This is a genomic window from Streptomyces sp. NPDC001530, assembly GCF_042894545.1.
Taxonomy (GTDB): Bacteria; Actinomycetota; Actinomycetes; order Streptomycetales; family Streptomycetaceae; genus Streptomyces.
Genome location: NZ_JBIAVS010000014.1, coordinates 45,255 through 58,473 on the forward strand (window position 1 = coordinate 45,255; position 13,219 = coordinate 58,473).

Genomic DNA, 13,219 nt, shown 5'->3' on the forward strand with positions numbered 1-13,219 from the left:
CCGTCGACGTGCGAATGCGTCACCCGTCGGCGCCGGGTCGCGTCACCGATCAGTGCCCGGTGGAGGGCGTGTTGGCGGTGGTGACGTTGACGGCGGCCCAGGCCTTGTTCACCGTCTTGTACTCGGTGCTGCTCGCCCCGTACATGTCGGCGGCGGCCTTGAGGGTGGCCTTCCGCGCGTCGTGGAAGTCGGTCGTGGAGACCATGTAGCGGGTGAGCGCCCGGTAGAAGATCGCGGTGGCCTTGGTGCGTCCGATGCCGGTCACCCGCGAACCGTCGTACGTCGGCGAGTCGTACTGCACACCGCCGATCGTCTTGCGGCCGCTGCCCTCGGCGAGCAGGTAGTACGCGTGCGAGGAGACGCCGGAGCCGGCGTGCACCTCGGTGTCGTAGGCCGCGGGCGACCAGTAGTCGATCGTGCCTTCGAGCCGGTCGAGGGACGGGTGGTCCAGGCGGCGCAGGAACTTCTGCGCGAGGCCCAGCTTCTCGCCCACGAGGTAGTTCGGCGGGTTGTTCGGGTTGTTGGTGGCGAACTCGACGTTCGAGCCGAAGATATCGGCGAGCGATTCGTTGAGGGCGCCGGGTTCGCCGTACTGGTTGCCGTCCTGGTCCACGCGGGTGGGTTCGAGGGCGGCGGTGGCGTCGACAACGCCGTGGGTCAGCTCGTGGCCGGTGACATCGAGGACGACGAGCGGCTTCTTGAACAGGTCGCCGTCACCGTCGCCGTACAGCATGCAGCCGCACGCCGAGTCCCAGAAGGCGTTGCCGACCTTGTTGCCGAAGTGGACCATTCCGCGGGCACCGGCGCTGTTGTTCTTGATGCCCTTGCGGCCGAAGGCCTTCTTGTAGAAGTCCAGCGTCTTGGTGATGCCGTACTGGGCGTCGACCGCGGCGGTGGACCGACCGGCAGTGGTGCCGGTGCCCCACTTGTTGTCGCCGTCGGTGAACTTCTTGCCGCGCGAGAAGTTCTCCAGCTCCTGCCCCCTGGCATCCCGGGTCTCGGTGTTCCACCGGGTGGGGTCCTTGAGGAGGAAGCTGGTGCGCGCCGTCTGGGTGGTCTTCAGCGTGACCGTGCCGGCGAAGAGGGACTTTCCGCTCCCGGTCGCGGTGACCGGGTAGTGCGTGGCTCCCGTCGCGCCGATCAGGCCGGACGACTGGGCGGCCGTGCCCGTCTCGGGGGTCGCCTGCTCGCCCCGCTTGCGCAGCGTCTCCTCCAGGGACGGCGAGATGAACTCGTCGCTGTCGGGGCTGTTGCTGCGGATCTTGCCGCTCTGGGCGTCCACGATGACCGTGCGGGAGCCGCCGGCCTCCGTGGTGTCGCTGTCCGTCACACGCACCTGGTAGGCGAGGGCGGCCGCGCCGTCACGGGCGTCCACGACGAGTTCGGCGCTGCCCGCGTCGCCCTTGGCGACCGCGGCGGCCTTCTGCTCGGCCTGCTGGGGCGTCAGCTTCGCCTTGGTGGTGGCCGGCTTGACCGCGTGGTCGGCGGCCCGGGTCACACCGAGGTAGGCGGACTGCTTGCCGAGATGGACGACCAGGTCGCCGCCGAGGACCGGAAGGCCCTGGTGGGTGCGGACGAAGCGGACGTGCTGCTTGCCGTCCGGGTCCGTCATCACGTCCTTGGCCTGAAGGGTGTCGCCCTGGGTGACACCGGTGGCCGAGGCGTGGGCGAAGGCCGCTGCCCGCGCGGCGTCGACCGGCGAGGAGGCCGAAGTCGCCGCGCGGGCGGGCGAGTCGGGCGCGGCCGCGAAGGCGGGGCCCGCCGGGAGCGTGGCGGCCGTCGTCACCGCGACGGCGATCGCCACGCGGCGTATGTGGGGTCTACGCACTGAGTTCCTTTGAACAGGGGCGGCCGGGATCACCAACCGCCATGAGGCACAGCGCTGTTGAGCGCCGTGGGGGCTGTCGGGCCCCAGGACGCCACCCTCACCGATTTTCCATGTACATGTAAAGCCGAAAGATCCCTTTTATTGGTCTTTAGGGGATCTTTTTACGAATGTTCATGTCTCGGTGCTCCATGGGCGCCCAACCATGCGTCGCCCGGACAGATGTGAGAGGGGATAAGACGGTTGCCTGGTGGGACCCACTGACTCGCGCATGTGACCGATGTCGCAGCGCCTCCGGCCCGGAGCGGACGGGACCGGAGGCGAGGGAGTCTCAGATCGTGCGGTGAGCGAGGGACGACAGCAGCGTGCGCAGCTCGTCGGCGGCGCGCGGGGCGAGGGACGCGCCTGCCAGGAGCGTGTGCGCCGCGGCGAGATGACGGCGCGCCTCGCGCAAGGCCGTCGCACGGCCGCCGGCCCGCTCGACGAGGGCCGCCGCACGGCGTGCGCCGGTGTCGTCGAGGGCGACCGGAGAGGTGAGGAGTCCGGCGAGCGCGGAGTGGCCGGGCGCGTTCAGGGCGACGAGGACCGGCAGGGTCTTCTTTCCCTGACGCAGATCGCTGTGGACCGGTTTGCCCGTGACCGCCGGATCGCCCCAGATGCCCAGAACATCGTCGGCGATCTGGAAGGCCACCCCGAGATGGCGCCCGGCGCGGTCCAGGGCGGTGGCGGTCTCCCGCGGCGCGCCCGCCAGTTGGGCGCCGAGGGCCAGAGCGCAGCCGAGCAGAGCGCCGGTCTTGTGCTCGGCCATCGTCGCGTACTCCCCCGCACCCACCGCCTCGGGCCCGGTCCAGGGGCGGTCGGCGAACAGCAGGTCGTCTGCCTGTCCGCGCACCAGGTCACGCAGGGCCGTGGTCAACTGCCGTACGGCCGCGGCCGCGTGCGACGCCAAGGGCGCCACGGTGAGGGTCTCGACGGCCAGGGCGAAGAGGGCGTCGCCTGCGAGGACGGCGGGTCCGGTGCCGTACGCCTTCCAGACAGCGGGCCGGCCGCGGCGCAGCGCGTCACCGTCCATGATGTCGTCGTGGAGCAGCGAGAAGGTGTGCACGAATTCCACCGCGACGGCGCCCGGCACGCCCGCCTCGCCGGATCCTCCGGCCGCTTCCGCGCCCAGTACGGCCAGCGCCTGCCGTACGCCCTTGCCCTGACTGTGCGTTGCGGGCGCGCCGCCGACCTCGCAGCGGCCCAGCGCGTATCCGGCCATCTCCGCCACCCAGGGGTGCAGTCCGCCGATCGCCTCGGCGAGGGCCGGGGCGACCAGGTCACGGCAGCGGCGCAGGATCTGTGGCGCGGTGGGCGGCGATTGCAGGGCCGTGACGGCAGGGGTCATCGCGCGGCCTCCGACATCAAGCCGAGTTCCGTACGTGCCCGCTCGACCATCTGCCGGGCGTGCCGCAGCCCGATGCGCTCCAGTACGTCGGCCAGTTCGGCGAGGTCGGCGGCGGTCGCGGCGTTGTCGCGGCCCAGGCGCGCGAGGGACTTGACGAGACCGAGCCGGGACAGGGCCCGGCCGCGCGGCTCGCTCATCGCCTCGAACTCCGCGAGCGCCTGCGCGTAGACATCCCTGGCCTGCTCGTAACGCCCCGCACGATAGAGGACGTTGCCACGCATCTTGTGGTTGTAGGCGAGCGCGCCGGACAGGTTCATGGCACGGCAGGACACCTCCGCCTCGCTCAGCAGATCCAGCGCGCGGTCCGCGTCCTGGTCGCGTACGGAGACGATGTCCGCGAGCCCGCGCAGCGCCCAGGCATGGCCGCGCCGGTCCTCGGCGCGCGCGGCGATCTCGGCCGCCTCCTCGAACATGGCGTACGCGGTGTCGTAGGCGCCGGTGTTGCGGTGTATCTGCGCGATGCCCTCCAGGGCCCACACGGTGTGCCGGGCCTCGCCGCGTTTGCGGGCCTCGGCCAGGAGTTGTTCGTGCAGGGCGGTCACGGCCGCGTAGTCGCCCTGGATACGGCCGGTCTCCGCCATCCCCGCCAGGGAGTAGCCGCGGACGACCACATCCCCGGCCTCCTTGCCGAGTTCGGCGGCCAGCCGCAGCAGCCGCCACGCCAGCGGGAACGCGCCGCGCTGCCGGGCCAGTGTGCCGCCGCTCCACAGGGCCCACGCCATCGCCCCGGTGTCCCCGGCCTCGCGGGCGGTGCGGTAGCTCGCCTTCCACGCCCGGTCGGCGTCCGCCACCTGACCCAGGCGGCGGTGCGCCTCGGCGACCGCGAGGCCCGAACGGGCCGCCTCGGCCCGCGCTCCCGCGCGCTCGGCGGCGCGCAGTTGCTCGGTGCCGGCCGCGAGGACATCGGTCAGCGAGGAGTTCACGGACAGGGTGGTCAAAGCGCCCTGGTACTCGGGGGCGAAGGCCTTGCCGTACATGTATGCCTTTCCGTCTGCCACCGGTCGGCCGCGTTCACTTCTCGGCCGACGGTGTCGGCTGTTCCTGGGTCCCGCAGGTCGGCGGCGTGCAACGACTCGTCTCTACACCCGACGTATACACGGTATGTATACGCAGAGCGTATAGTGCGCCGGATTTCCACCTGGAAATCCCTGGCTCACCACGGTTCACACGCTGCCCACCCGTTACCGATCAAGACGACGGCGGCGGCAACAAGGTTGCCCGGGGCTGGCGATGAGGCCAAAAACGCGTGCGAGGAAGCCGAACGGGCCGCAGGATGGCGGACGTTGACCTCTCCCACCGGAAGCGGACGCCCATGCAGACAGGCCCGATGCACGCCCACGAGGTGCGGATCGACGAAGCACTCGTACGACGGCTGCTGGCCGCGCAGTTCCCGAGCTGGGCCGAGCTGCCGCTGAAGCGCGTCGAGTCGGCCGGCACCGTCAACGCCCTCTACCGGCTCGGCGACGACATGGCCGTGCGCCTCCCTCGCATCCCGGAGGGCGCCGGCGATGTGGAGAAGGAGCGGGATTGGTTGCCGCGGCTCGCGCCTCTGCTGCCGTTCGCCGTCCCGGAGGTCCTCGCCGTCGGTGTGCCCGGGGAGGGTTATCCGTGGTCCTGGAGCGTGCTCCGCTGGCTCGACGGCGAGCTCCCCGTCCCCGGCCGCCTCACGGACCCGGGCGCGCTGGCCGCCGACCTCGGCGGGTTCGTCTCCGCGATGCGGCAGGTCGACCTGCCCGGCGGGCCGCCCGCCTACCGGGGCGGGCCGTTGGCGACCGTGGACGACGAGACGCGCTCCGCGATCGACGAACTCCACGGCACGATCGACACGTCGGCGGCGACGGCGGCCTGGGAGGCGGCGCTCGCGGCGCCCCTGTGGACCGGCCCGCCCGTCTGGCTCCACTCCGATCTGATGCCCATGAACCTCCTCACCCGCCAGGGCCGCCTCGGCGCCGTCCTCGACTTCGCCACCGTGGGCATCGGCGACCCCGCCTGCGACCTCATCGCCGCCTGGAACCTCCTCCCCGCCGAGGCGAGGCCCGCCTTCCGGCAGGCCGCGGGCGCCGACGACGCCATGTGGGCACGCGGGCGCGGTTGGGTGCTGTCCATGGCGCTGACCCAACTCCCCTACTACCGCACGACGAACCCCGTGATCGCGGCCAACGCCGAGCACGTGATCCGCGAGGTGCTCGACGAGGTCGGCTAGGGCTCCACGAGCGCCTGGGTGCCGAGCACGCCGAGCAGGGCGACACGTTCGGCGTCCTCCGTGTCGGGCTCGGCCGTGTAGATCATGATGCGCAGGTCGCTGCCCGCGACACTGAGGACGTCACAGTCCAGCGTCAAGGGGCCTACCTGCGGGTGATCGACGATCTTGCGCGCCGACTCTTGCCGGCCGACGGCTCCGGAGTCCCACAGCTCGGCGAACCGGTCGCTGTTCGCGCGCAGTTCCGCGATCAGGCGCCGCAGCCGCTGGTCCGCCGGATACCGGCTCGCGGTCGCGCGCAGGTCGGCGACCACCGCGGTCTCGAACGCGCGCCGGGCCTCGGGTGTGTGGCGGACACGGCTGCCCGGGCCGGCGAAGTTGCGCCACACCCCATTGCGCTCGTTTCCGCGCCACCCGGAGGGATCGCCCATCAATGCGGCGTACAGCGGGTTGGCCAGGAGCAGCGTCCAGGCCGCGTCGTAGACCGCGACGGGAGTCCCGGTCAGCCGGTCCAGCAGCCGGTGCACGCTCGGCGGGATGTGGGCGGGCACCGTGTCCCGCCCCGGCGGCACAAGCCCGGCGACGTGGAAGAGATGCTCACGCTCGGCTCCGGACAGCCGCAGAGCCCGGCCCAGGGCCTCGACGACCTGCTCCGACGGGTTGGCCGCCCGGCCCTGTTCGAGGCGGGTGACGTAATCGACCGAGATCCCGGCCAGCAGGGCCAGCTCCTCGCGCCGCAGCCCGGCCGCCCGCCGGTGGCCGCCCGCGGGCAACCCGGCCGCCTCCGGTGAGACCCGGTCACGCCAGCGCCGTACCGTCCGCCCGAACTCCGTAGCCGCCATGCCCCCACTGTGCACCGCTCCGCTCGGAACGTCCTGGTACTGACAGTCCCAGGAAGACAGGTCTCCTGGCTGACCGCGGGGCTCCGCCGGATCATGGAGACATGACGACGACACTGATCACCGGAGCGAACAAGGGTCTCGGCTTCGAGACCGCACGCCAACTCATCGCCGCGGGCCACACCGTCTACATCGGCAGCCGGGACCCGGAGCGCGGGCGCCGGGCAGCCGAACAACTCGGGGTGCGGCTGGTCGTCCTCGACGTCACCGACGACGCCTCCGTCACCGCCGCGGCGAAGACCATCGAGGCAGACGGCGGACTGGACGTACTGATCAACAACGCCGGCATCGAAGGGCGCGGTGAAGGGAACACCGTGGTCGGCCCCGCGGACGTGACCGCCGAGATGATGCTCTCCGTGTTCGAGACGAACGTCTTCGGCGTGGTGCGCGTGACCCACGCGTTCCTCCCCCTGCTCCAGCGGTCCGCCACCCCGGTCGTGGTGAACGTGAGCAGCGGCCTGGGCTCGATGGCCCTCGTCACCGACCCCGACACCCCGGCGTACCACTACCCGGGCGTCGCCTATCCGGCGTCGAAGACCGCGGTCAACATGATCACCGCGCAGTACGCGAAGGCGTTCCCGAACATGCGGATCAACGCGGTGGAGCCCGGCTTCACCAAGACCGACCTGAACGGGAACACCGGCATCCAGACCGTCGAACAGGGCGCCGAGATCGCCGTGCGCATGGCACAGATCGGCCCCGACGGACCCACCGGCGGCTACTTCGATGCCGCCGGGCCGGTCCCCTGGTAGGCGACACAGAAGGTTATGGAACACATATTCGATTACAGAGGTACGCTGGTCGCATGGCCACGCACCTCCAGGGCTCGCTCTTCGACCAGACCGACGAGCTCCACCTCAGTCCGCTGAACGGAATGCGCCGGACCACGCTGGGCGACGGTGCCTGGATCGACCTGCTGCCCGGCTGGCTCGGCGGTGCCGACGCGCTCTTCGCCCGGCTCGCGGCCGATGTGCCGTGGCGGGCGGAGCGGCGGCAGATGTACGAGCACATGGTGGACGTACCGCGGCTGCTCGCCTACTACCGTGCCGACGACCCGCTGCCGCATCCGATCCTGGACGAGGCACGGGACGCACTGTCCGCGCACTACGCCGAAGAGCTGGGCGAGCCGTTCACCACGGCCGGGCTCTGCTACTACCGCGACGGCCGCGACAGCGTGGCCTGGCACGGGGACAGGATCGGCCGGGGCGCGCGTGAGGACACCATGGTCGCCATCCTGTCCCTGGGCGCCCCGCGCGATCTGCTGCTGCGCCCCCGCCGCGGCGGACACACCGTGCGGCGCCCGCTCGGACACGGGGACCTGATCGTGATGGGCGGCTCCTGCCAGCGCACCTGGGAGCACGCCATCCCCAAGACGGCGCGGGCGGCGGGACCGCGGATCAGCATCCAGTTCCGGCCGCACGGGGTGAACTGATATCGCCCAGGGAACCGGTAGCGCCTCGCCTCACGGCGTGAGCTGGGTCTGCACCGTCGGGGCGTACCGGTCGACGATGTCGTCGATCGTGGTGGCGCGCAGGTGGGTGCCACGGGCGATGCCGTACATCACGCCCAGGCCGAGCAGGGTGCCGACGGCGAGCTCGGCGCGCAGGCCCGCGTCGGGCCCGGTGAGGCGCTCGGCCAGGCGTTCGCTGACCTGGGTACGGAAGTTGGCGCGCAGTATGTCGCCCTGCTCGCCCTGGAGCGGCGCGAAGACGATCCGCAGGATGGGGTCGGCGCCCCGCTGAGTCTGGCCCTCGAGCAGATGGCGGACCATATGGCGGCCGAGGTCTTCCAGCGGCGCGTCCAGCAGGGCGTCGGCGTTGGACTCGAAGGACATGACGCGCGCGAACAACGCGTCCTTGTTGCCGAAGTACTTCAGGATCAGCGGCGCGCTCACCCCCGCCCGGTCGGCGACCGCCTCGAGCGTGATGTCCGCGTGGGCGTGCCGGGCCAGCAGATGGCGGGCCGCGCGCAGGATGGCCGCCTTCGTCGCCTCGGCGTCGCGGCGCGGCGGGGCGGGGCGGCGGGGCGGCGGGGCGGCGGGGCGGCGGAGGATGCGGCCACGCCGATGTCCGAGGTGAGGGCGCACAGCAGCGACCCCGCCGTCATCATCCCGAGGGCCATCAGCAGCACGCGCCGCTTGCCGTACATGTCTCCCGCGCGGCCCAGCACCGGGGTCAGCACCGCTCCCGACAGCAGCGTCGCGGTCACCATCCACGAGACCGCGCTCGCCGAGGCGCCGGTCAGCCGGGGCAGGTCCGGCAGCAACGGCACCACCACCGTCTGCATGACGGCCATGAGGATCCCGCCGAACGCCAGGACAGGGACCGCCACTCGATCGCGCAGGGCCGCCATGGATTCTCCAGAGAGCGACGCCACCCAGCAGCGGGGCGTATGGCCGGTGGAGTTCACGTCACCTTGCGGGCGTGAGCCGCACCACTCACCGCGAGTCAGCCCGACAAGATCATCCACAGCAGGCCGCCCAACGGGAGGAATTTCGCGTTCCGGTGGACCGCGAGCCCCCTCCAGCGGCAAGATCATCTTCGTTCAACCTTGCACGACATTTACTTAATTGTCTGGATCACAGCCAACCGACATTCGGCGATTTCTCCCGCTCTTTGACGACCCGATAGGCATATCGGGTCGTCAACACAGCTGATTACTGGAGGTCTCCGCATGCCGGAACTCACTCGTCGCCGTGCCCTCGGGGCCGCGGCCGCGCTGGCCGCCGTGGCCGGTTCCCAGGCCCTCGCCGCACACGTGGCGTCCGCCGCCGAACACCATCACGGCGGACCCGAAGCCTTCGACGAGGTCTACCGGGGCCGCCGCATAGAGGGCCGCCCCGTCAGCGGGGGCGGCCACCATCACGGCGCCGGATACGCCGTGTTCATCGACGGCGTGGAGCTGCACGTGATGCGGAACGCCGACGGCAGCTGGATCAGCGTCGTCAGCCACTACGACCCCGTGTCCACCCCGCGCGCCGCCGCCCGCGCCGCGGTGGTGGAGCTGCAAGGGGCCCCGCTCATCCCCTTCAACGCCAACTGACCCGTCCCGCAAGCACATCGTGGAGTCCCGCACATGACCGTACGCAAGAACCAGGCGAGCCTGACCGCCGACGAGAAGCGGCGTTTCGTCGACGCGCTCGTGCAGCTCAAGCGCAGTGGCCGGTACGACGCCTTCGTCACGACGCACAACGCCTTCATCCTCGGTGACACCGACAACGGCGAGCGGACGGGCCACCGTTCACCGTCGTTCCTGCCCTGGCACCGCAGATTCCTCATCGAGTTCGAGCAGGCACTGCAGTCCGTGGACCCCTCGGTCGCACTGCCGTACTGGGACTGGAGCACCGACCGTACGACGCGCTCGTCGCTGTGGGCGCCCGACTTCCTCGGCGGCACCGGGCGGAGCCTGGACGGCCGGGTGATGGACGGCCCGTTCGCGGCCTCGTCGGGCAACTGGCCGATCAACGTGCGCGTCGACAACCGTACGTATCTGCGCAGATCGCTCGGGGGCGGCAGCCGGGAGCTGCCGACCCGCGCCGAGGTGGAGTCCGTGCTCGCCATGGCCACGTACGACATGGCCCCGTGGAACAGTGCCTCGGACGGCTTCCGCAATCACCTCGAAGGCTGGCGGGGCGTCAATCTGCACAACCGGGTCCACGTCTGGGTGGGCGGTCAGATGGCCACCGGAGTCTCCCCCAACGACCCCGTCTTCTGGCTCCACCACGCCTACATAGACAAGCTGTGGGCCGAGTGGCAGCGCCGCCACCCCGCCTCCGGCTACCTGCCGCTCGCCGGCACCCCCGACGTCGTCGACCTCAACGAGACGATGAAGCCGTGGAACAACGTCCGCCCGGCGGACCTGCTGGACCACACCGCGCACTACACCTTCGACACCGCCTGACCACGGCCGCCTCGGGTCCCGGCTTACGGGCTGCCGGCCTTCCCCCCGACTCCCCGGACGTCGCGGAAAATCAAGTGACCTCAAGGGAACGCCGTGGGGCCCTGCGGGACCGAGCCGGATTCCGCGCTGATCCCTTCACGTAGGTAGGCGCCCTGCTTGACGAGTTCGCGTTGGACCCAAGCTGCCGGGACCTTCCGCGGGTTGCGGCCCATGCGTACCGCGAGGGCCGCGCACACACCTGCGGCCTGCCCGGTCGCCATCGCGATGGGCATCACGCGGTACGAGGAGTGGGCCACGTGTGTACCGGAAATGCACCGGCCGGCGACCAGCATCCGCTCGGTGTCCCTGGGCATCAGGCAGCGCAGCGGGATGTCGTACATCTTGCCGCGCGGCACGCGCCGCAGCGTGGTGCCGGTGCCGCGGGGGTTGTGGATGTCGACGGGGTAGGCGCCGTGCGCGATGGCATCGGGGAAGTGCTGGGCGGCGAGGATGTCGTGGCCGGTGAGTTGGTAGTCGCCCAGGATGCGGCGGCTCTCGCGTACGCCGATCTGGACGCCGCTCTGCGCGATGTACGAGCCCTCGAAGCCCGGTACGTGCTGGCACAGGAAGCGGTCGATCTGCTCCATCTGGCGGCGCGCGACGTATTCGGCGCGGGTGAGGTCCCAGACGCTGGTGCCGAACGCCCGGGTGATGCGGGTGCTGTTGACGCTGACCTCGCGGGGGTGCGGCGTTGCGAAGAAGAGGATGTCCTCACGTGGCAGGACCAGTTCGCCGTGCTCCGTCGCCTCCTTGACGAGGTCCCACAGGCCATGGACGCCGCGCCACTGGTCAGGATGTTCCCGCACATAGGCGGCGAAGTCCGGCTGCTGGAAGTCCACGACGCGGAACATCAGTGTCATGGGCTGCACCAGCCCGTCCTCGCGCCGTCCGATTTCGTACGGGGCGCCCGCAGCCGCCGCCACGTCGCCGTCACCGGTGCAGTCCACGACCACCTGCGCGTCGATCACGACCGGGCCGGACTTGGTCTCGAAGACGACCCGCTGGGCATCCTCGAGTGGCAGGACCGTGGACGCGAAGGCGTGCAGGAGAAGCCGCACCCCCGCCTCGTCCAGCAGGTCGAGTGCGACGAGCTTGAAGATCTCGGGGTCGAACGGCACGGTGTAGCCGGTCTCGACCGAGGGCGGGATGGCGCCGCCGCGCTGGGCGAGCCGGTCCAGCAGCCGGGACACCACGCCGGCGACCACCGGCTCGCCCCGGCCGTGGTCGGTGGGGAGCAGACGGGCGGAGTCACCCTCCTCGGCCTGCTGCATCTCGTTGTGGAAGGACATCAGCGGCATGACGAGGGCCACCGTCGCGTTGCCGCCCAGGAATCCGTAGCGTTCGACGAGGATCACGTCGGCCCCCGCGTCCGCGGCGGCGAGTGCCGCGCCGAGCCCGGCCGGCCCTCCGCCCACCACGAGCACGTCGGCCACACCGGCGTACGCGGCCTCGCGGGGCGGCAGCACGACGGTAGAGGGCTTGTCAGGTTGTGTCAGGATCGGCATCCGCTTCTCCCTCCGCGGGGGCGCGACCTCCCGCGCTCCGCTCGGCCACCTCCGACCCTGCCGGTGTCGGGGCGGGAACTCCGGCGCCCTGCCCGGGCTCGTCCGGTCCGGCCCAGGCCCCGGCCCGTGCCACTTCGACATCGGCCAGCAGCGCCCCGCAGCGTCCGCACGTCACCCGGGACAGCTCCCGCAGCTCCGCCACGCGCGCAGCGAGCGGTTCGCGCCGCTTCGGATACTCGTCCCAGAGCCGGTCCACCTCCGCGAGCAGCAGCCCGGCCTGCTCCCTGGCCACGCCGACCAACGCCGGAGCCCCCAGCCTGCGGGCGAAGTCGAAGACCTTCCCGGCATAGGGAAGCGGCAGGAACGGCACGCCGGCCAGCGCGGCGAAGATCAGGAAGTGCAGCCGCATCCCCACGGCCAGTTCCACATGCCGCATGAAGCCCAGCAATTGCGCCGGCCCGTACTCGCCGTTGAGGATCCGGCCTCGGTCCGGCGCCGTCATGTGGGAAAGGACCGCGTGTGCGTGGCGCACATCTTGCCGCTCCATGGGCATGAACACCACATACGCCTCGAGGCGGCGCACCAGGAAGTCCGCCACATCGGCGAGCAATGCGTGGTAGTCGGCCACATCCAGGTGCTCAGCCGCCCGGCCGGGCTCCCGCACGGACATCGTCACCAGGCGCGTGTCGGCCGGAATGCCTTCGTATCGCAGCATCTGCTCGGTGAACTCATCGGGTGCGAGCATCAAGGAGGGATCCGCGGTGACCGTGATGTCCCGCTCGAGACCCGCCTCCTCCAGCACCAGCCGGGACTCGTCGTCGCGTACCACCACGTCACCCATCTCCGCCAGGACGGTGCGTACGGCCTCCCGGTCTTCGGCATCGTGCAACGGTCCGGCGCCGACGGCGTAGGCGAAGGTGCGCACGCCCAGGTCCTGTGCGGCGCCCACCAGCCGCAGATAGCGGCGGGCCTCTCCGTCGTACAGGATCCCGCCGCCACCGAGGACGAGCAGGTCGAGACCGGACAACGACTCCCGGATCTGCTGCTGGCTGATCCCCTCCCAGCCCGTCACGTGATCCGCGCATGTGTGATGTGCCTTGGTGTGCGCGGGGTTCCTGCTGAAAACGACCAACCGCGCGCCTGGGCGTGCGGCGCGCAGGCAACCGAGCACGCAAGCCAGGATGGACTCGTCGCCGACGTTGAAGCCGCCGTACGAGCCGAGCACTCCGATGGTGGGCGCTTGCGCGGCGCCTGTCCCTAGGCCCACGTTCACAGTCTGATGCCAAGCCGCTCGCGGTGCAGAACGCCCCGGACATCGCCCCCTTTCATCGCTTCTCGCCGCTTTCGGTGCGGGTCGCCGTCGTGATTCCGGGTACCCGGGGATCGTCCGGCGGAAGCGATGCC

At 71.0% G+C, this 13,219-nt stretch carries 12 protein-coding genes and 1 pseudogene; 5 read left to right on the forward strand and 8 right to left on the reverse strand.

All coding sequences use genetic code 11. From position 1 onward, the window contains the following. Positions 1-49 precede the first annotated feature (49 nt). The 3 genes from ACFY0T_RS28005 to ACFY0T_RS28015 all read right to left on the reverse strand — a co-directional run bounded on the left by ACFY0T_RS28005 (position 50) and on the right by ACFY0T_RS28015 (position 4,249). Positions 50-1,828, reverse strand: coding sequence for a M4 family metallopeptidase (locus tag ACFY0T_RS28005; RefSeq protein WP_388876104.1), 1,779 nt, complete (start codon positions 1,826-1,828; stop codon positions 50-52). Between the two features lie 328 nt (positions 1,829-2,156). Next, positions 2,157-3,212 carry a polyprenyl synthetase family protein gene (locus tag ACFY0T_RS28010; protein ID WP_388876107.1) on the reverse strand — a complete coding sequence of 352 codons (1,056 nt, stop codon included), beginning with the start codon at positions 3,210-3,212 and terminating at the stop codon, positions 2,157-2,159. After that, positions 3,209-4,249: a tetratricopeptide repeat protein gene (locus ACFY0T_RS28015; RefSeq protein ID WP_388876110.1), complete on the reverse strand. Its 1,041-nt coding sequence runs from the start codon at positions 4,247-4,249 to the stop codon at positions 3,209-3,211. The genes ACFY0T_RS28010 and ACFY0T_RS28015 overlap by 4 nt, the downstream gene beginning before the upstream one ends. Before the next feature lie 350 nt (positions 4,250-4,599). On the opposite strand from ACFY0T_RS28015, the gene ACFY0T_RS28020 reads away from it, so the two are divergent. After that, on the forward strand, positions 4,600-5,475 hold the full coding sequence (locus ACFY0T_RS28020) for an aminoglycoside phosphotransferase family protein (protein ID WP_388876113.1): 876 nt from the start codon (positions 4,600-4,602) through the stop codon (positions 5,473-5,475). Here ACFY0T_RS28020 and ACFY0T_RS28025 read toward each other — a convergent pair. After that, positions 5,472-6,314, reverse strand: coding sequence for a helix-turn-helix transcriptional regulator (locus ACFY0T_RS28025; RefSeq protein WP_388876115.1), 843 nt, complete (start codon positions 6,312-6,314; stop codon positions 5,472-5,474). The two genes, ACFY0T_RS28020 and ACFY0T_RS28025, sit on opposite strands and share 4 nt — an antisense overlap. Before the next feature lie 101 nt (positions 6,315-6,415). On the opposite strand from ACFY0T_RS28025, the gene ACFY0T_RS28030 reads away from it, so the two are divergent. Then, positions 6,416-7,123 carry an SDR family NAD(P)-dependent oxidoreductase gene (locus ACFY0T_RS28030; protein WP_388876118.1) on the forward strand — a complete coding sequence of 236 codons (708 nt, stop codon included), beginning with the start codon at positions 6,416-6,418 and terminating at the stop codon, positions 7,121-7,123. A 53-nt stretch (positions 7,124-7,176) separates the two neighbouring features. After that, positions 7,177-7,803, forward strand: coding sequence for an alpha-ketoglutarate-dependent dioxygenase AlkB (locus tag ACFY0T_RS28035; RefSeq protein ID WP_388876120.1), 627 nt, complete (start codon positions 7,177-7,179; stop codon positions 7,801-7,803). A 30-nt stretch (positions 7,804-7,833) separates the two neighbouring features. Here ACFY0T_RS28035 and ACFY0T_RS28040 read toward each other — a convergent pair whose 3' ends face one another. Both ACFY0T_RS28040 and ACFY0T_RS28045 read right to left on the reverse strand, forming a co-directional pair. Further along, complete coding sequence (locus ACFY0T_RS28040) at positions 7,834-8,424, reverse strand: TetR family transcriptional regulator (RefSeq protein ID WP_388876807.1); 591 nt, start codon at positions 8,422-8,424, stop codon at positions 7,834-7,836. Beyond that, positions 8,412-8,754, reverse strand: a pseudogene (locus tag ACFY0T_RS28045) (MFS transporter); the annotation flags it as partial. The gene ACFY0T_RS28040 and the pseudogene ACFY0T_RS28045, both read right to left, overlap by 13 nt. A gap of 290 nt (positions 8,755-9,044) precedes the next feature. Between ACFY0T_RS28045 and ACFY0T_RS28050 the strand changes: the two are divergent. Together ACFY0T_RS28050 and ACFY0T_RS28055 are read left to right on the forward strand one after the other, a co-directional pair. Continuing rightward, positions 9,045-9,413 (forward strand): tyrosinase cofactor, encoded by a 369-nt coding sequence (locus tag ACFY0T_RS28050; protein ID WP_388876123.1) that lies wholly within the window; start codon positions 9,045-9,047, stop codon positions 9,411-9,413. A 33-nt stretch (positions 9,414-9,446) separates the two neighbouring features. Further along, the gene (locus tag ACFY0T_RS28055; RefSeq protein WP_388876126.1) at positions 9,447-10,271 is read left to right on the forward strand and encodes a tyrosinase family protein; all 825 of its coding nucleotides are present in this window, start codon (positions 9,447-9,449) and stop codon (positions 10,269-10,271) included. A gap of 80 nt (positions 10,272-10,351) precedes the next feature. Here the strand turns inward: ACFY0T_RS28055 and ACFY0T_RS28060 are convergent, their stop codons facing one another. Both ACFY0T_RS28060 and ACFY0T_RS28065 read right to left on the reverse strand, forming a co-directional pair. Continuing rightward, on the reverse strand, positions 10,352-11,815 hold the full coding sequence (locus tag ACFY0T_RS28060; RefSeq protein ID WP_388876128.1) for an FAD-dependent oxidoreductase: 1,464 nt from the start codon (positions 11,813-11,815) through the stop codon (positions 10,352-10,354). Continuing rightward, the gene (locus tag ACFY0T_RS28065; RefSeq protein ID WP_388876131.1) at positions 11,793-13,082 is read right to left on the reverse strand and encodes a polysaccharide pyruvyl transferase family protein; all 1,290 of its coding nucleotides are present in this window, start codon (positions 13,080-13,082) and stop codon (positions 11,793-11,795) included. The genes ACFY0T_RS28060 and ACFY0T_RS28065 overlap by 23 nt, the downstream gene beginning before the upstream one ends. Positions 13,083-13,219 lie beyond the last annotated feature (137 nt).